The sequence below is a fragment of the Pseudomonas sp. S2_C03 genome (assembly GCF_054668405.1).
The window spans coordinates 2,220,112-2,240,116 of record NZ_CP162766.1 but is presented as its reverse complement, the minus strand read 5'-3'; the positions used below and the strand labels follow the sequence as shown (position 1 = coordinate 2,240,116).

20 protein-coding genes are annotated in these 20,005 nt (G+C 59.7%); 13 read left to right on the top strand and 7 right to left on the bottom strand.

What is annotated here, in order from left to right:
- The 5 genes from AB4N64_RS10205 to AB4N64_RS10185 form a co-directional block, all read right to left on the bottom strand.
- Positions 1-1,032 carry a sll0787 family AIR synthase-like protein gene (locus AB4N64_RS10205; RefSeq protein ID WP_460124992.1) on the bottom strand — a complete coding sequence of 344 codons (1,032 nt, stop codon included), beginning with the start codon at positions 1,030-1,032 and terminating at the stop codon, positions 1-3.
- Complete coding sequence (locus tag AB4N64_RS10200) at positions 1,025-1,585, bottom strand: MSMEG_0567/Sll0786 family nitrogen starvation N-acetyltransferase (protein ID WP_460124990.1); 561 nt, start codon at positions 1,583-1,585, stop codon at positions 1,025-1,027. The genes AB4N64_RS10205 and AB4N64_RS10200 overlap by 8 nt, the downstream gene beginning before the upstream one ends.
- An 11-nt stretch (positions 1,586-1,596) precedes the next feature.
- Positions 1,597-2,679 (bottom strand): MSMEG_0568 family radical SAM protein, encoded by a 1,083-nt coding sequence (locus AB4N64_RS10195; protein ID WP_460124987.1) that lies wholly within the window; start codon positions 2,677-2,679, stop codon positions 1,597-1,599.
- Positions 2,666-3,646: a Nit6803 family nitrilase gene (locus AB4N64_RS10190; protein WP_460124984.1), complete on the bottom strand. Its 981-nt coding sequence runs from the start codon at positions 3,644-3,646 to the stop codon at positions 2,666-2,668. The genes AB4N64_RS10195 and AB4N64_RS10190 overlap by 14 nt, the downstream gene beginning before the upstream one ends.
- Positions 3,647-3,749: 103 nt before the next feature.
- Positions 3,750-4,232 carry an MSMEG_0572/Sll0783 family nitrogen starvation response protein gene (locus tag AB4N64_RS10185; RefSeq protein WP_460124982.1) on the bottom strand — a complete coding sequence of 161 codons (483 nt, stop codon included), beginning with the start codon at positions 4,230-4,232 and terminating at the stop codon, positions 3,750-3,752.
- Between the two features lie 242 nt (positions 4,233-4,474).
- On the opposite strand from AB4N64_RS10185, the gene AB4N64_RS10180 reads away from it, so the two are divergent.
- The 4 genes from AB4N64_RS10180 to AB4N64_RS10165 all read left to right on the top strand — a co-directional run bounded on the left by AB4N64_RS10180 (position 4,475) and on the right by AB4N64_RS10165 (position 10,180).
- Entirely contained in the window at positions 4,475-6,382 is a 1,908-nt protein-coding gene (locus tag AB4N64_RS10180) for a sigma 54-interacting transcriptional regulator (protein WP_460124980.1), read from the top strand.
- Positions 6,383-6,524: 142 nt separating this feature from the next.
- Positions 6,525-8,051: an efflux transporter outer membrane subunit gene (locus tag AB4N64_RS10175; protein WP_460124977.1), complete on the top strand. Its 1,527-nt coding sequence runs from the start codon at positions 6,525-6,527 to the stop codon at positions 8,049-8,051.
- Positions 8,044-9,165, top strand: a complete 1,122-nt coding sequence (locus AB4N64_RS10170; RefSeq protein WP_460124974.1) for an HlyD family secretion protein — start codon at positions 8,044-8,046, stop codon at positions 9,163-9,165. The genes AB4N64_RS10175 and AB4N64_RS10170 overlap by 8 nt, the downstream gene beginning before the upstream one ends.
- Entirely contained in the window at positions 9,155-10,180 is a 1,026-nt protein-coding gene (locus tag AB4N64_RS10165) for a DUF2955 domain-containing protein (protein ID WP_460124971.1), read from the top strand. Before AB4N64_RS10170 ends, AB4N64_RS10165 begins: the two co-directional genes overlap by 11 nt.
- Here AB4N64_RS10165 and AB4N64_RS10160 read toward each other — a convergent pair.
- A complete protein-coding gene (locus AB4N64_RS10160; protein ID WP_460124968.1) occupies positions 10,165-10,614 on the bottom strand; it encodes a hypothetical protein in 450 nt (149 codons plus the stop codon). The genes AB4N64_RS10165 and AB4N64_RS10160 overlap by 16 nt on opposite strands.
- A 39-nt stretch (positions 10,615-10,653) precedes the next feature.
- Positions 10,654-11,592: a helix-turn-helix domain-containing protein gene (locus tag AB4N64_RS10155; RefSeq protein WP_460124965.1), complete on the bottom strand. Its 939-nt coding sequence runs from the start codon at positions 11,590-11,592 to the stop codon at positions 10,654-10,656.
- A gap of 161 nt (positions 11,593-11,753) precedes the next feature.
- Here AB4N64_RS10155 and AB4N64_RS10150 point away from each other — a divergent pair, with 161 nt between their 5' ends.
- The 9 genes from AB4N64_RS10150 (at position 11,754) to AB4N64_RS10110 (ending at position 19,920) form a co-directional block, all read left to right on the top strand.
- Positions 11,754-13,112, top strand: coding sequence for a glutamine synthetase family protein (locus tag AB4N64_RS10150; protein WP_460124962.1), 1,359 nt, complete (start codon positions 11,754-11,756; stop codon positions 13,110-13,112).
- A gap of 112 nt (positions 13,113-13,224) precedes the next feature.
- Positions 13,225-14,313 carry a polyamine ABC transporter substrate-binding protein gene (locus AB4N64_RS10145; protein WP_460124960.1) on the top strand — a complete coding sequence of 363 codons (1,089 nt, stop codon included), beginning with the start codon at positions 13,225-13,227 and terminating at the stop codon, positions 14,311-14,313.
- Positions 14,310-15,611, top strand: a complete 1,302-nt coding sequence (locus tag AB4N64_RS10140; RefSeq protein ID WP_460124957.1) for an NAD(P)/FAD-dependent oxidoreductase — start codon at positions 14,310-14,312, stop codon at positions 15,609-15,611. The genes AB4N64_RS10145 and AB4N64_RS10140 overlap by 4 nt, the downstream gene beginning before the upstream one ends.
- A gap of 310 nt (positions 15,612-15,921) precedes the next feature.
- Positions 15,922-16,113, top strand: a complete 192-nt coding sequence (gene relB, locus AB4N64_RS10135) for a type II toxin-antitoxin system RelB family antitoxin (protein WP_460124954.1) — start codon at positions 15,922-15,924, stop codon at positions 16,111-16,113.
- On the top strand, positions 16,103-16,372 hold the full coding sequence (locus AB4N64_RS10130; RefSeq protein WP_460124951.1) for a type II toxin-antitoxin system RelE/ParE family toxin: 270 nt from the start codon (positions 16,103-16,105) through the stop codon (positions 16,370-16,372). Before relB ends, AB4N64_RS10130 begins: the two co-directional genes overlap by 11 nt.
- Before the next feature lie 99 nt (positions 16,373-16,471).
- Positions 16,472-17,068 (top strand): paraquat-inducible protein A, encoded by a 597-nt coding sequence (locus tag AB4N64_RS10125; RefSeq protein WP_460124948.1) that lies wholly within the window; start codon positions 16,472-16,474, stop codon positions 17,066-17,068.
- Positions 17,065-17,709 (top strand): paraquat-inducible protein A, encoded by a 645-nt coding sequence (locus AB4N64_RS10120; RefSeq protein WP_460124945.1) that lies wholly within the window; start codon positions 17,065-17,067, stop codon positions 17,707-17,709. Before AB4N64_RS10125 ends, AB4N64_RS10120 begins: the two co-directional genes overlap by 4 nt.
- Positions 17,690-19,345 carry a PqiB family protein gene (locus tag AB4N64_RS10115; protein ID WP_460124942.1) on the top strand — a complete coding sequence of 552 codons (1,656 nt, stop codon included), beginning with the start codon at positions 17,690-17,692 and terminating at the stop codon, positions 19,343-19,345. Before AB4N64_RS10120 ends, AB4N64_RS10115 begins: the two co-directional genes overlap by 20 nt.
- 17 nt (positions 19,346-19,362) lie before the next feature.
- Positions 19,363-19,920 (top strand): PqiC family protein, encoded by a 558-nt coding sequence (locus AB4N64_RS10110; protein WP_460124939.1) that lies wholly within the window; start codon positions 19,363-19,365, stop codon positions 19,918-19,920.
- Positions 19,921-20,005: the final 85 nt, after the last annotated feature.

The window sequence follows — 20,005 nt, the reverse complement described above, 5'->3', positions numbered from 1 at the left end:
TCAGTGCTCCTGTTGCATGCGGTTTAAGGGGGATAGATCGAGATGGGGGTAGCTGAACCCGGTGAAGGCTTGCTCACGCAGGTCCCAAAACTCATCGCACTGCTCACCGAACTGGACGCTTAACGCTCCAGTGGCGTTAACCTCACCGATGCGCTCACAACACACTCCTTCGAAGGCAAATGCAGTCTGCACCTGCGCCCAATTGCGCTCGTCCAACGTCATCAAAAAGCCGTAACTGGGAAAGACCTGGAGCCAACGAGCCAAATCGGCATCCACCGGAGATGGGAGCGCCGACAGGTCGATAGTGGCGCCGCAACCGGTAGTTTCCAGAAGCATCAGCAGGCTACCCAGGACCCCAGCGTTACTGATGTCCTTGGCCGCGTGCAGCAACTGCGCATCGGCCAGGCGTGGAAGTACATCGAGCTTGCTGCGAAGGCGTTCGGCGGGTACTCCTTCGAATGCTTTCCAGTAAGCACTGTCGGCATGCCAGTGTCCTTCAAGGTCCACTGCCATGGCGATGACCTGACCCGGTGCCACGTGCAGGGTCGACAGCAAGGTTTGCGCAGTTCCCGTAATCGCCACCGCGAGCGCCGTTGGATTGCCCGTAACGAGGCTGGTATGTCCGCCTGCTAGCAGCAAGCCGTAGGCCTCGCATGCCGCACGGATACCCGACAGGATCTGCTGCGCAGCAGCGTTGTCATGATGCCAGTAGGCATTGACCACTGCTGTCGCGCGCCCACCCATGGCGGTAATATCGCTGACATTGGCCATGACCGCGGACCAGCCGGCAAACCAGGGGGCTGCTTCAACAAAGGCCGGTAACATTCCTTCGATGGCGAGCAATTGGAAGTCGGTGCCACAGGCAATAGCCGCAGTGTCGTCCCCGGGCAATGCGTACAGCTGTTCGCGGGTCAAAGCCCGTTCCTTGTGACCAATCGCCGCTGCGGGTTGTTGGATGGTCTGTTTTGAGAGCATCGCCGGAGTGTTGCGCAAGGCGCGCAATAACGCCGTCAGATCGGAAGCCTCAGTCATGGCGAATGACCTTTTGCGCACGCAATGACACTTGGCGTGGCATCAGGGGGTAGCTGGATAGCTGCGCTTGCATCAAACAATGCGGTTGGCCGAGCAGCTCGAGCGTGTCGAGGGTCTGCCAGTGCAGACTGTGAAAGTAGGCTTCGTTTTGCGCCTGCACCGTGGCCCGGAATACTTCGCAGCCCAGTTCCTTAGCCCGGGACACCGCTTCGTTCACCAGCGCTTTACCGATCATGCTGTGCCGGCGATAGGCCGACGCAACGCACAGGCGCCCGCCAAACCACAACCCAGGTTCAGACTGATAGATTCGTACCGCCCCCACCACTTGATCAGCCATGCCGCAGTTGCCCGCCAAGGCGACGATGGCGATGGCCTGGAAGTCGTGACTGTCCTTGTCCTGTGCCAGCAGTTGTTGTTCGTCCGAAAACACAGCGCGACGCAAGGCGAAGTAAGCCTGTTTTTCCCAGTTTTCGCCGGCGGGCTTGACCAGCAGTTCACCGGCACGAAAAGGCTCGAAAGTACTGTCGACTAATGCAAATGCAAGGGTGGCCATGTCGCTTCCTCCTATTCGTGACTCTTCAGGGCTGAACACGCACCGCATTTGGCGCAGCCAGCCTTGATCTGTTCGGAATGCAAACCATGGCGACGCAAGCTGGCGCCAATCTGCGGGTAGAGTCGAGCCATCATCGCGCTGTCGGGTTTCGGGTGATGGGCAAGCGGCGTCCCGTCGATGGGCACAAACGGCACTACGAATGGGTACACACCAATCGATGCCAAACGCTCGCTCATTTGGCTGATGGCCGACTCGCTGTCACCTAGGCCCGCGAGAATATAGGTACTGACCTGCCCCCGGCCAAACACGTCGACCGCTGCGCTGAAGGCCTCGAAATAACGGCTCAGTGGCACTTCGGCCTTGCCTGGCATAATCCGCTGACGAACTTCGTCGGTGACCGCTTCCAAGTGCATGCCAAGGGACACCACACCGCTGTCGGCGAGGCGCTGGAACCAGCGATCATCATCTGGCGGTTCGCACTGTGCCTGGATCGGCAAGTTCACCGCTGCGGTCACGGCCGCCGCCGACTCGCAAAGAATTGCCGCGCCACGGTCCGGGGTTTGGGGGGTGCCCGTGGTCATCACCATGTGCTTGACGCCGTCAAGCTCCACCGCGGCTTTGGCCACTTCCGCCAGCTGCTGCGGACGTTTTCGGGCAATGGTCTTACCTGCCGCTAAAGACTGGCCGATCGCGCAGAACTGGCAAGAAGTGGCCCTATCATTAAAGCGGATGCAATGCTGCAACACCGTTGTCGCCAGTACGTCGCGGCTATGCAGCGTGGCGATCTTCCAGTACGGAGTACCGTCAGCGGTGGTCAATCCGTAAAAATTCGGCACGCCAGGCATCTGCACCTGACCGACCTGAATACCTTCGCGAAAGATAAGCGCCTCGCTGCCGTCACTGCTTGGCTGGGCCTGGTACGGTGAACTTTGCGAAGCTTGATTGAGGATCGGCACCATCAGGGTGCGACTGCCGAGGCTCAGCGCCTTGTGATCCGAAGGGCCTGCGCCCCCTTGGCGCGACAAGCCATTCTGCGCAGCCGGCCAACGCAGGCCTTGAATTTGCAGATCAGCGAGCAATTCATTGGTCTGCATGGACGACCTCCTGCATACCGACACTGCTCGGAACGAAACCGGCGCGCTCATGAACATGCGCAGTTGGCGATCGATCGATTAAGAGGCTGAGCAATTCGGGCCGACTGTAATGCCCAACTGAGTCCATCATGCGTTTACGTTTATCGATCAATGCCAGATCGAGATCAGCAATCACTACACCTTCGCCTGAGCGCAGCGGCTCGCCGAGTAATTTCCCCTCCGGCGAGACGATAGCGGTGAAGCAACCGCCGGAGATCGGACCTGGGCCGCAACCGGTGTCCTGCATAATCTGGCCTTGCTGATCAGCATCCAGCCAAGCAGTGGCATTAACCACAAAGCAGCCGGATTCCAGCGCGTGATGGCGGATGGTGACTTCGATCTGCTCGGCGAAAATGTCCCCCACCAAGGAGCCGGGGAACATCGCTGCGTGGATCTGCTCGCCGTCAGCCATCAAGGCATAACGGGCCAGCGGATTGTAGTGCTCCCAACAGGCCAGCGAGCCGATGCGTCCGACGGCGCTATCAACAGCGCGCAGGCCGGAACCGTCGCCCTGCCCCCAGACCATGCGCTCATGGTAGGTCGGGGTGATTTTGCGGCGATGTTGAATCAGCATGCCATCCGCGTCGAACAGCAATTGGGCATTGTAGATTGTGCCGCCATCGCGCTCATTGACTCCGATGGAGACGACCATTCCTGCTTGCTTGCACGCTTCGCCAATCGCCAGGGTCGCGGCCGATGGCACGGTTACAGATTGATCGAGTAATTTGAGGTGTTGCGCACCCATGGCAAACGCCGGCTGCACGAACGAAAAATAGGGGTAGTACGGCACCACCGTCTCCGGGAACACTGCGAACTGAACGCCTTGCTTGCCGAGGGCAATGATCTCCCGGCAGACCTTTTCCACGGTGCCTTCGCGGCTGTAAAGCACCGGGCTGATCTGTACGGCTGCTGCGCGAATGATGGCCATGATGGGTCCTGGTGTTGAGATGATGTTGTACGATCGTTTCGCGGGCTGGACCTGCTCCTACAAGATGCGGGTGCAGTACTCACATCCTGCAGGAGCAGTAAAGTCAGGCAGTCCAGGTGTCGATGATCATCGCGCCCTCACGGCGCATCAGCAGACGGAGGTCCATCACATCCAGGGGATTGATCGGACGAATGCCTTCGATCAAGGCTTTCTCGGTCTGACCATAGAGGGCTTGCAGGGCAAAACGGCAGGCGTACACCTCACCGCCCTCCTCCATGAATTGCATCAATTGCTTGTTCACTGCCAGATGGCCCGGGAACGCCTCGGCGCCCAGGGTTGGGAAACCGCGTTGCACGCCCAGTTGCACCCCCGGTCCGTACAACAGAACTTTGGTTTCAAAGCCTTTGCGCAACAGACGCTTGGCCTGAAGCATATTGACCAAGCCGATGGAGCCCTCGAAGGCGATGGTGTGGAAGGTGATCAGAACTTTTTCGCCGGGCTCGGCTTTGACGTCCTCGAAGACTTTCTCTTCGTAATTGACCAGGAAGTCGCCGTCTTTGTAATGGGGGATGTCCACGGTTGGCATAGTGTCGCTCTCCAGTTTCTTCTTACTTGAACGTCAGCCATGTCGGCTGCCGGGGTTACAGGAGATAGAGCGAACGCCGTGCCAAAAAATAAAATGATTTTTAATAGCCTCCTAGGCTATTGATTAATATGGAAATACGAATTTGATCCGCCTTTTAAATACGTATCTGATGCTATCGGATGATCACGGATTCCCGTAGAAATACGAATATTCGTAGGGTTAAAACACGAGAATTCGTAGTCATGACCGAAACTGACTCTCTTAACGGCTGGGCTGATCTGGCGTATTCAGCACGAAATATGGTGTTCGAGCATTGCGCCGAAGCCATTGCTCTGCTCAATCCATTTTCCGACCGGTTGGGCGATCTCAACATCGCTGCTTGCAAGCTGCTTGGCTATCCGCGTCAGGAGTTGTTGGAGCTGCCGGTAAGCAAACTGTTCGGTCATCAACTGGCGGACTTGATCGTATTCACTCAAGCGGTGATGGACAAAGGCCGTGGCTGGACCGAGGAGCTGAGCTGCAACCGCAAAAGTGGCGAGCGCATTGAACTGGAGATTTCCGCAACAACCCTACACATCAAAGGTGAGCAGCACCTGATTCTTGTGCTCCGCGAAATGAGTCATGAGAAATATCAACGTGATCAGGCTCATACCGAACGTACGATGCGTGGCGGCCTGATTGAGTGGCGCAATATCCTTAACCTGTTCCAGGAATCCGAACGCGACAACCAACTTTTGCTCAGCTCAGTGGGTGATGGCATCTACAGCATCAACAGCGAAGGACTGGCCACTTTCGTCAACCCGGCCGGCGCGCGAATGCTGGGCTGGGAGCCGCAGGACATGATCGGCAAAAACATACACCGCATCCACCATCACACACATGCAGACGGTAGTCATTATCCGGTCGAAGAGTGTCCGATTTACAAAGCCGTGCGCGACGGGGTGGTCCACGAGGGACGCCAAGAAGTCTTCTGGCGTCGAGACGGTAGTTCTCTTCCAGTTGAATTCACCAGCACCCCGGTGATATCCGACGGCCGAATCGTAGGTGCCGTTGTAGTGTTCCGCGACATCACCGAGCGCCGCAGCACCGAAACCCAACTGCAAAGCGCCCTGGAAGAACTCAAGGTGCTCAAGGTTCGCCTCGAAGAGCAAAACGCTTACTTGCAGGAAGAGATTCACATCGAGCATAACTTTCGCGAAATCGTCGGCCAGAGTGAACCGATCAAGAAGATCATTCGCCAGATCGACGTGGTCGCTCCGACCGATGCCAGCGTTTTGATCAATGGTGAATCGGGTACGGGTAAAGAGCTGATCGCTCGTGCCATTCACCAGGCCAGTCGCCGTAACGGGCACCCACTGATTCGGGTCAACTGTGCGGCGATTCCCGCGGAGCTGTTCGAGAGTGAATTCTTCGGCCACATTCGCGGCGCCTTTACCGGTGCTGTACGTGACCGGGTAGGACGCTTCGAGCTGGCGGATGGCGGGACCCTGTTTCTCGATGAAATCGGCGAAATCCCCTTGGAACTGCAAAGCAAACTGTTACGGGTCTTGCAGGAAGGTCAGTTCGAGCGCGTCGGTGAAGAACGGACACGTAAAGTTGATGTGCGGATCATCGCAGCGACCAACCGCGACTTGCGCCAAGAAGTCGCGGCCAAACACTTTCGCGAAGACCTCTATTTTCGTCTCAACGTTTTCCCGATCCAGTCGCCGGCGCTACGTGACCGTCCCTTGGATATTGCTCCCCTGGCTGCGCACTTTCTCAAACAAACCAGCAAGCGCTTGAACATGCCTGGACGACGCCTCCGTCATTCCGATATCGAGGTACTGCAACGCTACTCTTGGCCGGGCAACATACGTGAATTGCAGAACGTCATTGAGCGAGCCTTGATAACCTCCAATGGTCCAGACCTGAACCTGGATTTTCCAGATGAAATGAAAGCGCCTGCCCAAAGCACTCAGCCTCCATCAGCGTCAAATGCGATTTTGACCGACGCTCAAATGAGGGAATTGGAGCGCAATAATGTTCAGTCGGCCCTCAAGGCCACAGCCGGGAAACTGTTCGGGAAAGGTGGTGCAGCGGAGCTATTAGGGCTCAAACCTACGACATTGGCATCGAGGCTGAAGCGTCTGGACATTAAGCTCGATGGATGAGCCCAAAGCGATATGCGGTGGGAACAGGGGGCGGCGCCAAGGCTGACCGCCATCATTCAATTTAACCCGCACGCCCAGTTTGAAGTTGGCAACGCTGCAAGCCGTCTATGCTCCTTTGAACTCAATCCACTGGCGTACACGCATGCATCTGACGCAACTGGGCCGATTGCTTTTGCTGGGTGTGCTGGGCCTGACCGGCTGCGTGCGCCTGGGGCCGGATTTTCAGTCGCCGAAACAACCGTGGATTGAACACTGGAACACTCCTGCCCTTGATCAATCCAGTCAGCACGGCCTTCATCCGGATTTGCAGCGCTGGTGGCAGGTGTTCGGTGACCCGGTGCTGGATCGTTTGATTGCCGACGCCGACGCCAACAATTCCGACCTCAGGATAGCCGGCCTGCGGGTGATGGAAGCCCGGGCGCAGTTGGGTATTGCGCTGAGTGGACGCTATCCACAAGTGCAGCAAGCCAGCGCAGACAGTCTTTACGTCAATCGTCGACAATTCGGGGGCGATAATCCGCAGGACAACCATTTCTGGCAATACAGTGCCGGTTTCGATGTGGGCTGGGAGCTGGATTTCTGGGGGCGGTTCAGTCGGGCCATTGAGTCGGCCGACGCCAGTTACTTCGCCGCACAGGCCAACTATGACGACGTGCTGGTGCTGCTGCGGGCTCAGGTGGCGGACACCTATTTCTCCCTGCGTACCACTGAGGCGCGTTTGCGCGTCGCGAAGGCCAACGCCAAGCAACAAAAGCGCAATTTCGAAATCACCGAAAAGCTGTTCAACAGTGGCCAGCAGGCCGAGCTCGATCTGCAGCAAGCCAGGACTCAGTACCTGGGCACCTTGAGCACCATCCCGAGCTTCGAGGATCAGGTGCTGCGCCTGCGCAACGCCCTGGCCGCGTTGATCGGTCAGCCACCGGGGGCGTTGCCGCAGTTGCTTGAAAATCAGGGGCTGATTCCTTTGGTGGATCGCGCCGTGTTGCAGGATGTGCCGGCCAACCTGCTGCTTCGCCGTCCTGATGTGCGCGCCGCCGAGTTGAATGTGGCGGCGCAGTCGGCCTTGATCGGTGTGGCCGAAACCGACTTTTACCCATCGCTGACGTTGCTGGGCAGCATCGTCTGGTCCGCCGATACGCTGAATGGCACGTCGAGGAACCTGGATTTTATCGGCGGGCCTAGCCTGCGCTGGAATCTGTTCGACCATGGCCAGATCAGCAACAACGTGCGAGTCCAGGACGCGCGCTTGCAACAGCTTATCGAGGCCTATCGCGACAAAGTGCGCCAGGCCGCCCGCGAAGCCGATGATGCAGCCAGCGGTTTGATCAAATCCCTGGAACGCGAACGCATCCTGCGCGAAGCCGAAGTGGCCGCCAAACGCTCGCTGGTGTTGGCGGACGCGCAATACCTGGAAGGCTACTCGGATTTTCAGCGGGTGCTGGATGCCCAGCGCGCATTGCTCGAGCAACAGGACAATTATCTGGTCAGCCGCAGCAATGCCGTGAGCAACGTGATTGCCCTGTACAAGGCCCTGGGCGGTGGCTGGTACAGCCCGCAGCCGAAACTCGATGCGGCGACCCGCCAGCAAATGGAGCAACGCACGGACTGGGGGGATTTGCTGGAAGACCCCAGGCCTGCCCAAGTGAAAAAGGTAGAGTCCCATGAGTGAAGCGCCCCCCTCCTCCAAACCTGCCAAGGCACCGGCCGACCCTGCGAAAAAAGGTATCCGCTGGGTGTTGCTGCTGATCCTGCTGAGCCTGGCGTGGTACCTGGCGGCGGACCGCGTTACGCCTTACACGCAGCAGGCGCGGGTCGGTGCCTTTGTGATTCCGGTGGCGGCTGAAGTCGCTGGCCGGGTGGTGCGCGTCAACGTCCGCAACAACCAGGACGTCAAGGCCGGCGACCTGCTGTTCGAAGTGGACCCGCAGCCCTACCAGATTGCCGTCGACCGTGCCCGCGCCGACCTGGAGTCGACGCGACGGCAGATCGGCGCCAGCACGGCCGGCATCGCTTCAGCGCAAGCCAACTTGCGCGCGGCCCAGGCCAATGAGCTCAAGGCGCGCCAGGACAACCAGCGCCTGGAAGCCCTGCATCGAGACGACCCCGGAACCATTTCCGTACGCCTGCTGGAGGTGTCCCGCGCCAACCGCGAACAGGCGGTCAGCCAGGTGGCCGCTGCCCGCGCCGAAGTGCAACGTGCCCAGGAGCAGGAAGGTGGCAGTGCCGAGGACAACGCACTATTGCGCAGTGCCGCCACAGCACTGTCGAAAGCCGAACTGGACCTGGCCAACACACAGATCCGTGCGCGCTCGGCAGGATTGATCACTGACCTGCGCACCGACGCCGGGCAATTCGCGGCGGTGGGCAGCCCCGTCATGACGCTGATCGCCATCCATGACATGTGGATCAGCGCCGACATGACCGAGAACAACCTGGGGAGGGTCAAACTCGATACGCCGGTATCGATCGTACTCGATGCGTTGCCCGGTGAAGTGTTCGACGGGCGCGTGCGCAGCATCGGCTACGGCGTCAGCGTGGGCCAACCGACCCAGCCTGGTAGCTTGCCCACGGTGCAGAACAGCCGCGACTGGCTGCGCCCGGCCCAACGTTTTCCGGTGATCATCGAGTTCTCGGAGGACGCGGAGGCGCGTTTGCGTGACAGTCGGGCGATCCGTGCGGGCGGCCAGGCGGAAGTCATGGCGTTTCCGTCCGAAGGCCATCTGTTGAACCCGTTGGGTCGCCTGTTCTTCCGCCTGATGAGCTGGCTGTCGTATGCCTACTGAACGATCGCCTCGGGCCCAGCGCGCACTGCGCCTGGCCACCGGCACGGCGTTGTGCCTGGTGGCGAGCTTTGGCCTGGCGTTGCCGATTCCGTTTCTGGCGCCGGTGCTGGCGTTGGTGCTGCTGGCCAGCGTCAATCGCCCCTTGCCGCTCAAGGCCGGCCTGGCTTTGACGCTCGCCGCGCTGTTGACCACCGGTGTTGGCCTGCTGTTGATCCCAGTCCTGCGTTATTACCCGGTCAGCGGCGTATTGCTGGTGGGCGTCAGTCTGTTCCTGGTGTTTCGTTATGGTTTGCGTGGCGGCAACAACCTGATCGTGACGTTCCTGGTGATCGGCCTGACCATGATACCTGCTGCGGGGGTCGCCGATTTCGACCTGGCGGCAACGGTCATCGGCGCACTGGTCAAGGGCTTGCTATTGGTAGTGCTGATCGTCGCCGTGAGCCACTGGCTGTTTCCCGACCCGACCAATGCCCCCTCCCCACCCGCTGCCCCGTCGCTGCCGGCCGACGAAACTGACCGGGTGGCGCTGCGTGCGACGTTGATCGTGATGCCGACCTTTTTGCTGGTCCTGGTGGATCCGGCGAGCTATCTGCCAATCATCCTCAAGGCCGTGAGCCTGGGACAGCAAAGCTCCACCACCGCCCGCAATGCTGGGCGTGAGCTCGTCGGATCGACGTTATTGGGTGGTTTGCTCGCGGTGTTGTTCTGGTGTGCGCTCAGCGTGTTCGTGCATCTCTGGATGTTTTTTCTGTGGATGTTGCTGTTCGGCCTGATCCTGGCGCGCAAGTTGTACGGCTTAAGCCCGGGCCGATTCAGTCCGGGCTTCTGGCTCAATACCTTCATCACCCTGATCATCCTGCTCGGCCAATCGGTTCAGGACAGCGCGGCAGGCAAGGACGTCTATACCGCGTTCGCGATCCGCATGGGGTTGTTCTTGCTGGTGACATTGTATGCGTGCCTGATGGTTCGCCTGTTGGACCGGCGAGCCACACGACACGCTCACGGATTGACCTGATAGCCCTTGCCTTGCAGACAACTGCTGTAGGCCGTCGCGTTGGCGGTCTCATTGCTGTTGCGCTGAGCTCGCCGGTCCTGGCGCTGGCGCGAACCACCGACCACCATGCCCGCCGCAGCCGTTTGTTTGGCGCGGTCCTGGCGATAGTCCTGCTTGCGGTCGTCATCGACACGATCATAAACCTCATCGTGCTGGTTGCCGCGTATCTGCGCCGCCGTCGCCCCGGCGGCAGCACCGGCCGCAGCGCCCTTGATCCGGCCGCCAGAGGGCGTCGATGAAGGGGTTTGGCCGGCCGCGATGTTCTGGCATTCAGCCATGTCGGTCTGGGTCTGTTGCGAGCTCTGGCCTTTCATGGGGACGACCGACTGGGCAAGTGCCTGGCTGACACCGAGCGAGAGCGCGGCACAAAGGCCTAGGGAAGACAACCTGTTCATGATGACCTCCGGGCAATGGGGAGTCATCAAGAGTCTAGATCAGCGTGACGAAGCACTCCGGGCAGGCGACTGACGGCCGCATGTACGCTTCAGAGTTTCACTCGGAAGCTCCCGAAACAACGCGTGATAACTGCTGGAAAACCGCCCCAGATGCCAGAACGACCACTGCATCGCCACCTCGGCCACCGTGGTTTCCAGCGGTGAGCTGCTGAGCAGTTGGCGACGGGCGCTGTTGAGGCGGCGCAGCCGTAGCCAGTGGGTGGGTGTCATGCCGGTGTAGGCCTTGAATGCATGTTGCAACTGACGCAGTGAAACACCGGCAATCTGCGACAGCTCCAGCAGGTTGAGCGTTTCCTCAGGGGAATCGGCTGCCCATTCGCCGATGCGTTTTATCACTGAGCGCTCTTCAGTGCGACGCTGCAAGCCGCCACGATCCAGGCAGATACAGGCGTTATCGAGGATGTAGAGGCAGTCTTCGAGCAACTGCTGCGTCAGCGCGTCCCTGCTCGGCGGATCAATGATTTGCGCCAGACGGGTCAGGGTTGCGCTGAGCCAGCGACTGAACAGCGCGTTCTGTCCCGAGTTCAGCGGCGCCATGAACAAGCCTTCCAGCCGGGACACATTCAGGCCGTGGCGCTGGACAAATTCCGGGCCGAAGACCACGGCGATTTCCTGGTAGTTCTCCGGGGTGATCCAGATGTTGCGGCTCTCTTCATTGAGCACGTACAGCGCGTTGTCGCTGCGATCGAAACAGAACGCCAGGGCCCCTTCGGGAGCGCCGAAATTCTGCTCGACCCGGGTGTTCATGTGTTCTTCGTAGATTTCCACACCCTGCAGGTCGAGATAACGCACCCGCCCAGCAAAATGACCCGGCGACATCTGCTGGTAATGCTGCACCCAGCCCGGTGTGGCGCGGATTTGCTCAGCTACGTCGGTGGTATCGAACGCCTGGACCTGTAACGAATTGCACGCTGTCATGGGTGACCTTTCGCACTCTTTTGGTGCGTCTCGGTGCTGCTGAAAGTGGATAGATGGAACCTCGGGGCTCGCCCAAGATAGTCGTCAACGCGTCTCAGGGGAAGTGTGCGGCGGATGAAACCGGCCTCCCCGGCGTTAATAAAACCAATAACGAGGTCTTTATGAATGTCCCTTTCGATCAGTTGCTGACGTGGCTGAAAGATCACAAGATTACCGAAGTCGAGTGCGTCGTCAGCGACCTGACCGGCATTGCACGCGGCAAGATTGCACCGACCAACAAGTTCCTGCATGAGCGAGGCATGCGCCTGCCGGAAAGTGTGCTTTTGCAAACGGTAACCGGGGACTTCGTCGACGACGACATCTATTACGACCTGCTCGACCCGGCCGACATCGACATGGTCTGCAAGCCGGTGTCCGATGCGGTGTACGTGGTGCCATGGGCCATCGAGCCAACGGCCATCGTCATCCACGACACCTTCGACAAGTTTGGCAACCCCATCGAACTGTCACCGCGCAACGTGCTGAAGAAAGTCTTGCAGCTCTACACCGACAAGGGCTGGAAGCCGATCGTCGCCCCGGAAATGGAGTTCTACCTCACCCAGCGCTGCGAAGACCCGGACTTGCCGCTCAAGGCGCCGCTGGGCCGTTCCGGTCGCGCGGAAAGTGGTCGACAGTCGTTTTCCATCGACGCCGCCAACGAGTTCGACCCGTTGTTCGAAGACGTCTACGACTGGTGCGAACTGCAAAGCCTGGACCTCGACACGCTGATCCATGAAGACGGCCCGGCGCAGATGGAAATCAACTTCCGTCACGGCGACGCCCTGGACCTGGCCGACCAGATCACCGTGTTCAAGCGGACGATGCGCGAGGCAGCGCTCAAGCACAACGTGGCGGCAACCTTCATGGCCAAGCCTATTGGCGACGAGCCTGGCAGCGCCATGCACATTCACCAGAGCGTGGTGGACATCATCAGCGGCAAGCCGATCTTCGCCACTGAGGATGGGCAGATGAGCGAGCTGTTCCTGCACTACATCGGCGGTTTGCAGAAATACATCCCCAAAGTGCTGCCGATGTTCGCGCCCAACGTCAACTCGTTCCGCCGCTTCCTGCCGGACACCTCGGCGCCGGTAAACGTCGAATGGGGCGAAGAAAACCGCACTGTCGGCCTGCGCGTGCCGACCTCCAGCCCTGAAGCGATGCGCGTGGAAAACCGCCTGCCGGGCGCCGACGCCAACCCATATCTGGCGATTGCCGCCAGCCTGCTGTGCGGCTACATCGGCATGGTCGAGAGCATCGCGCCGAGCGCCGCCGTAGAGGGCCGGGCCTACGAACGCCGCAACCTGCGGTTGCCGATCACCATCGAGGAAGCGTTGACCCAGATGGAGGAATGCACGGCCATCGAGCGCTATCTGGGCAGCAAGTTCATTCGTGGTTATGTCGCGGTCAAGCGCGCCGAACACGAGAACTTCAAGCGGGTGATCAGCTCGTGGGAGCGGGAGTTTTTACTGCTTAGTGTCTGACACACCGCCCCTTCTTCAGTGGGAGCGAGCAAGTCGGATCGCCGCACCGCCGCTCCCACATGGGGTAAGCGAACACCAAACAATCTCAACAACTCCAACAAGAGGTGTCGAAATGCGTCTACTCAAATCCTTCCTCCCCACCGCCCTGGTGGTAGCGTTCAGTACCCTGGCCCACGCCGAGCCCACCGTCAGCGTCTACAACTGGACCGATTACATTGGCGAAACCACCCTCACCGACTTCCAGGCGAAAACCGGGATCAAGGTGATCTATGACGTTTTCGATTCCAACGAAACCCTGGAAGGCAAGCTGCTCGCCGGCCGCACCGGCTATGACGTAGTCGTGCCGTCCAACCACTTTCTCGGTCGCCAGGTGAAGGCCGGCGCGTTCCTAAAACTGGATCGTGAACAACTGCCGAACTTCAAGAATCTCGACCCGAAACTGTTGAAGTTGCTGGAGCAGAACGACCCGGGCAACCAGCACTCCGTTCCGTATCTGTGGGGCACCAACGGTATCGGCTACAACGTGGACAAGGTCAAACAGGTGCTGGGCATCGACCACATCGACTCCTGGGCTGTGCTGTTCGAGCCGGAAAACATCAAGAAGCTTAGCCAGTGCGGCGTATCGATGATGGACTCGCCGGATGAAGTGTTCCCGGCCGTCCTCAATTACATGGGCATGGACCCACGCAGTGAAAAGGCCGACGACTATAAAAAGGCCGAAGCCAAGCTGCTGAGCATTCGTCCTTATGTCACCTACTTCCACTCCTCCAAATACGTGTCCGACCTGGCCAACGGTGATATCTGCGTGGCCTTCGGTTATTCCGGCGATGTATTCCAGGCCGCCAACCGCGCCAAGGAAGCCGGTAATGGTGTGAACATCGCCTACGCCATTCCCAAGGAAGGCAGTAACCTGTGGTTCGACCTGCTGGCGATTCCCGCCGATGCCAGTAACCCCAAAGAAGCCCACGCCTTCATCAATTACCTGCTAGACCCGCAAGTAATCGCCAAGGTCAGTGCCTCGGTCGGCTACGCCAACCCGAACCCGGCGGCCAAGCAGTACATGGACGCCGAGCTTGTGAACAACCCCGAGGTTTACCCGCCTCAGGACGTTCTCGACAAGCTGTACATCTCCACCACTCCGCCCCAGTCGATCATGCGCTTGATGACCCGCTCCTGGAGCAAAGTGAAGTCGAACAAATGAATCAGTACACCCAAGAACATGCCCGCTCCTACTATGCCGCCTCGGCCAACGGACTGGCACCCTTCCCTGCCGTGTCTGGAGACCTGACGGCGGACGTCTGTGTGATTGGCGGCGGGTTTACCGGGGTCAACACCGCCATCGAACTGGCGCAGCGCGGGCTCTCGGTGATCCTGCTGGAAGCCCGGCGCATTGGTTGGGGCGCCAGCGGGCGTAATGGAGGGCAGTTGATTCGCGGCATTGGTCATGATGTCAGTGGCTTTGCCAAACATGTCGGCGTTGAAGGCGTGCGTTACATGGAGCGCGCCGGGGTCGAATCGGTGCAGTTGGTGGGTCAACGCATCCGCGAGCACGACATCGAATGCGACCTGCGCTGGGGTTTCTGCGAACTGGCCAACACCCCGGCCCAGTTCGCTGCGTTCAAGACCGAGCAGCAACACCTGATCGAAAGCGGTTACGCCCCTGAAACTCGACTGGTCGGCCCCGAGCAGATCCGCGAACAAGTGGTCAACTCCGGGGTGTACGCAGGAGGCCTGGTTGACATGGGCTCCGGGCATTTGCACCCCTTGAACCTGGTGCTCGGCGAAGCGCGCGTGGCGCAAAACCTCGGGGTGAAGATTTTCGAGCAGAGCCCGGTGCTGGAACTGATCCATGGCAGCACCGTGCAGATACGCTGCGCCTCCGGCACCGTACGCGCCGGTAGCCTCGTACTGGCATGCAACGCACATCTGGACGAACTGGAGCCCAAACTCAGCGGCAAAGTATTGCCCGCCGGCAGCTACATTATTGCCACAGAGCCCCTGGCGCCGGACGTCGCGGCCAACCTGATCCCGCAGAACCTGGCGTTGTGCGACCAGAAAGTCGGCCTGGATTATTACCGGCTCTCGTCCGACCGGCGTTTACTGTTCGGCGGCGCCTGCCATTATTCCGGGCGCGATCCGGTGGACATCGCCGCCTACATGCGTCCGCAGATGCTCAAGGTGTTCCCGCAACTGGCCGACGTGCGTATCGACTATCAATGGGGCGGCAAGATCGGCGTCACCGCTAATCGCTTCCCGCAGGTGGGTCGCTTGCGCCAGCATCCGAACGTGTTCTACGCCCAGGGTTACTCCGGTCATGGCCTGAACGTCACGCACTGGTGCGCAAAACTGCTGGGTGAGGCGATTCACGCAGGGCAGAGCCAGGGGTTCGACGTCTTCAGCGCCGTGCCGCACATGACCTTCCCCGGCGGCCCGATGCTGCGCTCCCCCCTGCTGGCCCTCGGCATGCTCTGGTACCGCCTGCGCGAAGTCCTGGGCTGACCCCACTCCTGTAGGAGCGAGCTTGTCGAGGCGTCGAACCGTCGCGATGGTGGCCCAGACACCGCGTGCACCCAGGCAACCCACTGCGCGGGATGTCAGATTTAATGCGGGATCGGGCACAGCACCAGGAATCGTCCGACATCTTTTTAAGGTTGCCGGTCAGAAACCCGAAGTTTAGCGTGGTGACCTCCTTCAGCGACGGCATCTCATCATGAACGACCTGTGTGAAATACCCACCCGACAGTCAGTGCAACCACGACAAAAAACTCCATCGCGAATAGACTGGCCGGCATCCGATATGGAGGTCTCCATGTGCCCCGAACGACCTACGTTTGATCCTTCGCTCGATAACGAGGAACAGGTGGCCGGCCATGACCGCTGGTTCCGTGCAAAAGTGCAGTCTTCGGTAGACGATCCGCGTCCCAATACTCCGCACGATCAGGTAATGGCCGAAGTCCAAGCATTGATTGAGTCCAAGCGTAACAGGAGCGATGCGGATTGAATGGCGGCCCGGAGCTCGGGCTGAATTATTGGAAATACTCGACTACATCAGCGATCACGATATTCAAGCAGCCAACGAGCTGAGCAGAGCCATCGACGCTGCTATCGCAGCACTTTCGCGACACCCCTTCCTGTATCGAACCGGCCGCGTTTCCGGTACTCGGGAAATCGTGGTACATCCCAATTATGTCGTGGTCTACCGCTTAACGGACCAGATAGAAGTCCTGAGCATCCTGCACGCAAGACAGGAATACCCCTGAGTCGGCACCTCGCATTTCGCCTTTCGATTTGCTCAATCGCAAGGCACTTCTATATTGAGGTGGTGCTCTGACTTTCCTGTCTCCCGGCGAGAGCGGCCTATGGCTTCGACCGATCAACTGATCATCTGCGAGCACTGCGACTGCGTGTACCAGAAAGTCACGCTCGCCAAACATCAGAAAACCCTCTGCGTGCGCTGCGGTGGCGTGCTTGAGCGTTATAACGGGCTGACGGTGCAGCAGCGCCTGGCGCTGACCCTCACCGCACTGATGCTTTGGATCTTCGCCAATTTCTACCCGGTCATGAGCATCAGCCTGCAAGGCCTGAAGAACAGTGCGACGCTGTGGGATTCGGTGCTGGCCCTGAGCCTGGGGCCGATCACCTTCATTGCCCTGGTGGCGGCGATCTCCATGATCATCGCGCCGATATTCCAGTTGCTGCTGCTCATCTGGGTCCTGGGTCATGCCCTGGCGGGCCATCGTTCGCCGGGGTTCAAGTTCTGCATGCGATGGCTGGAAACGTTGCGGCCCTGGAGCATGCTGGAAGTCTGTCTGCTGGGGGCCATGGTGGCCGTGATCAAACTGGCCGGGTTTCTCGACGTGCTGCCCGGTATCGGCCTGATCGCCCTGGCCATTCTGAGCCTGATGATGATCCGCATCGCCGGGCGCGATGTGCGCGATCTGTGGGAGCTGCCATGAGCACACCACCCACCGCCGACGAATTCAACCTGTGCCTGTGCCACACCTGCGGCCTGGCCTGTGACATGACCCATGAGCCCCACGAATGCGAGCGCTGCGGCGCGCCGTTGCATCGGCGCAAGACCAATGCGCTGACGCGGACCTGGGCCTATCTGATCACCTCCCTGGTGTTCTACGTCCCGGCCAATCTGCTGCCGGTGATGAACACCAAGATGGTCGGCAACGGTGCCGACAGCACCATCATGAGTGGTGTCATCGACTTTTGGTCGCACGGTGCCTGGGACATCGCCCTGATAATTTTCATTGCCAGCATTGCGGTGCCAGGCATCAAGTTCATTGCCCTGGGCATGCTGTTGATTACCGTGCAGCGCAACAGTAACTGGGCGCGCAAGGAGCGCTCGCAGTTGTACCGCTTCGTCGAGGTCATCGGCTATTGGTCGATGCTCGATGTGATCGTGGTCGCGCTGGTTGCCTCACTGGTGAAATTCCAGGCCCTGGCCGACATCGAGCCACGCACCGGCATTCTGTTTTTCGGCCTCGTGGTGGTGTTCACCATGCTGGCGGCGATGAGTTTCGACCCCAGGATGATCTGGGACAGTCCAACCAACGAGGAGGTCATGGATGAAGTCGCAAGCCACTGACGGGCCGCAGGCCCCGGGACCGGCGCCCGTCAAAACCAGGCGTTTCAGCGTTTCGCTGGTGTGGATCGTGCCCATCGTTGCCGTCCTGGTGGGCATTTCCCTGGTGGTGCACAGCATCATGCAGGAAGGCCCCACCATTACCGTGACCTTCAAGACCGGCAGTGGTCTGGTCGCCAACAAGACCGAGGTGAAATACCGCAACGTGGTCATCGGCCATGTATCCGACGTCGAGCTGAGTGACGACCAGAAAAGCGTTAACGCCACCATCCAGTTGGCCAAGCAGGCCGAAAGCTTCACTCGCAAGGATTCGCAATTCTGGGTGGTGCGTCCGCGCATCGGTGCCGGCGGCGTATCCGGCATCGACACGCTGCTTTCCGGTGATTACATCGGCGCCGATATCGGCCAGGACAATACACGAGCCAAACGCTTCATCGGCCTGGAAAACCCGCCGCCCATCACCTATGGCGAACCGGGCAAACGCTTCACATTGCACACCGACGACCTGGGTTCATTGGATATCGGCTCGCCGGTCTACTACCGCAAGATCCCGGTCGGCCAGGTGGTTGCCTACGCGCTGGATACCGACGGCAAGGGCGTTGACATCGAGGTGTTCATTCATTCACCCAATGACGCCTACGTCACTGAAAACACCCGCTTCTGGAATGCCAGCGGCATTGACGTCAATGTTGGCGCCAACGGTTTTGCGGTCAAAACCGAATCCCTTTCTTCGCTGCTGGTCGGTGGCATCGCCTTCCGTGCCCCCGAGTACAGCCCCAATGACGTGGCGGCAGCCGAGGAAAAGTCCTTCGAGCTGTTCGAAGACCAACAGACCGCCCTTGCCCCACCCGCCGGCAAGGCGCAATACCTGGTGCTGCGCTTCGAACAGGCACTGCGCGGACTCAAAGTCGGTGCGCCGGTGGAGTTCCTGGGTGTCGAGTTCGGTCGCGTGGTATCGGTCAATCTGGATTTCGATGCCGAAAAACGCAGCTTCCCGGTCAATGTCGGCATCCTCATCTACCCGCAGCGGCTCGGTCAGGCCCATGTAAAAATGCTCAAGGTGTTGAATCACAACCCTGAGGACGAAGCCGCCGGCATCCGCCTGATCGGCACTTTCATCGACAATGGCCTGCGCGCCCAAGCTCGCAGCGGTAATCTGCTGACCGGGCAGCTGTATATTGCGCTCGACTTCTACCCCAAGGCCGAGAAAGTCGTGTTCGATCCGACCGCCCGCCCCCCTTCCATTCCAACCATCCCCGGCAGCCTCGAGCAGTTGCAGGAAAAACTCGAAGGCATGGTCAACAAGATCAATCAGCTGCCAATCGAGCGGATCGCCGGCAACCTCGACAGCAACCTCGTGGAACTGCGCAAGAGCCTGGTGCAGTTCAATGCCAAGACGCTGCCTGGCGTGTCGACTACTCTGGCCGATGTCAGCAAGACCTTGCAATCGGCAACGTCGACCCTGGCCGAGGACTCGCCACAACGCGAGCAGTTGGGCCAGACCCTCAACGAACTCGAACGCATGTCGCGCTCGCTGCGAGAGCTATCGGACTACTTGGGCCGACATCCGGAATCGCTGATTCGCGGCCGTCCCGACAACGCCGCGCCATTGGACCTCAAGGCGCCACCGCGCAACTGACCAAAGGAGCAACAATCATGGCGTGTTTGCTAAAGGTTACGTTGGTCACTGCGTGTGTGCTGCTGGCGGCTTGCCGCAGCGATCCCATTCAATTCCACACGCTCACGCCTGCACCGCTGGGCGCCACGGCCCGGGGCAATGGCAGCGAAATTCAGATTGAAAGCCTCAACGTGCCGCCACAGGTGGATCGCCCGCAGATTGTCATCCGCCAGGGCAACAGCGGGCTGGCGATCCTCGAAACTGACTGGTGGGCGGCAACCCTGGTGGATGAGTTGCGCAGCGCACTGATCGATCAACTGGCCAACAGTGCTCCCCAACGCAAGGTGTCGGTGCGGCTGGAGGTCCAGCGCTTCGATTCGATTCCCGGCCAATATGCGTTGATGGACGTTCGTTGGCGCCTGCGCAGCCCTGGCGACGGTGAGCGCGCGACGCTCAACTGCCGCAGCACCTTGCAGACGCCTTCCGGGCCTTCGATCGACGATCTGGTGCTGGCCCAGCAACAAAACGTCAAGCGCCTTGCGGAAGCGATCAGCAAGGCAACTGGCGGTACAAACCTTACCTGCCCTGCTTCCTGAACACGGTCTGCATGGCGGTGACGACTGGAGCCGCTGTGCAGACATGTGTCTAATCCGAGCCGGGTAATACACGTCAAAGACAAAC

Bases quoted from the DNA above. Each gene is read 5' to 3' on its own strand.
- AB4N64_RS10145 (WP_460124960.1), top strand. From the start codon at position 13,225: ATGCGTCTACTCAAATCCTTCCTCCCCACCGCCCTGGTGGTAGCGTTC.
- AB4N64_RS10115 (WP_460124942.1), top strand. From the start codon at position 17,690: ATGAAGTCGCAAGCCACTGACGGGCCGCAGGCCCCGGGACCGGCGCCC.
- AB4N64_RS10205 (WP_460124992.1), bottom strand. From the start codon at position 1,032: ATGACTGAGGCTTCCGATCTGACGGCGTTATTGCGCGCCTTGCGCAAC.
- AB4N64_RS10185 (WP_460124982.1), bottom strand. From the start codon at position 4,232: ATGCCAACCGTGGACATCCCCCATTACAAAGACGGCGACTTCCTGGTC.
- relB (WP_460124954.1), top strand. From the start codon at position 15,922: ATGTGCCCCGAACGACCTACGTTTGATCCTTCGCTCGATAACGAGGAA.
- AB4N64_RS10140 (WP_460124957.1), top strand. From the start codon at position 14,310: ATGAATCAGTACACCCAAGAACATGCCCGCTCCTACTATGCCGCCTCG.
- AB4N64_RS10175 (WP_460124977.1), top strand. From the start codon at position 6,525: ATGCATCTGACGCAACTGGGCCGATTGCTTTTGCTGGGTGTGCTGGGC.
- AB4N64_RS10120 (WP_460124945.1), top strand. From the start codon at position 17,065: ATGAGCACACCACCCACCGCCGACGAATTCAACCTGTGCCTGTGCCAC.
- AB4N64_RS10150 (WP_460124962.1), top strand. From the start codon at position 11,754: ATGAATGTCCCTTTCGATCAGTTGCTGACGTGGCTGAAAGATCACAAG.
- AB4N64_RS10180 (WP_460124980.1), top strand. From the start codon at position 4,475: ATGACCGAAACTGACTCTCTTAACGGCTGGGCTGATCTGGCGTATTCA.
- AB4N64_RS10130 (WP_460124951.1), top strand. From the start codon at position 16,103: ATGCGGATTGAATGGCGGCCCGGAGCTCGGGCTGAATTATTGGAAATA.
- AB4N64_RS10125 (WP_460124948.1), top strand. From the start codon at position 16,472: ATGGCTTCGACCGATCAACTGATCATCTGCGAGCACTGCGACTGCGTG.
- AB4N64_RS10200 (WP_460124990.1), bottom strand. From the start codon at position 1,585: ATGGCCACCCTTGCATTTGCATTAGTCGACAGTACTTTCGAGCCTTTT.
- AB4N64_RS10190 (WP_460124984.1), bottom strand. From the start codon at position 3,646: ATGGCCATCATTCGCGCAGCAGCCGTACAGATCAGCCCGGTGCTTTAC.
- AB4N64_RS10165 (WP_460124971.1), top strand. From the start codon at position 9,155: ATGCCTACTGAACGATCGCCTCGGGCCCAGCGCGCACTGCGCCTGGCC.
- AB4N64_RS10195 (WP_460124987.1), bottom strand. From the start codon at position 2,679: ATGCAGACCAATGAATTGCTCGCTGATCTGCAAATTCAAGGCCTGCGT.
- AB4N64_RS10155 (WP_460124965.1), bottom strand. From the start codon at position 11,592: ATGACAGCGTGCAATTCGTTACAGGTCCAGGCGTTCGATACCACCGAC.
- AB4N64_RS10110 (WP_460124939.1), top strand. From the start codon at position 19,363: ATGGCGTGTTTGCTAAAGGTTACGTTGGTCACTGCGTGTGTGCTGCTG.
- AB4N64_RS10160 (WP_460124968.1), bottom strand. From the start codon at position 10,614: ATGAACAGGTTGTCTTCCCTAGGCCTTTGTGCCGCGCTCTCGCTCGGT.
- AB4N64_RS10170 (WP_460124974.1), top strand. From the start codon at position 8,044: ATGAGTGAAGCGCCCCCCTCCTCCAAACCTGCCAAGGCACCGGCCGAC.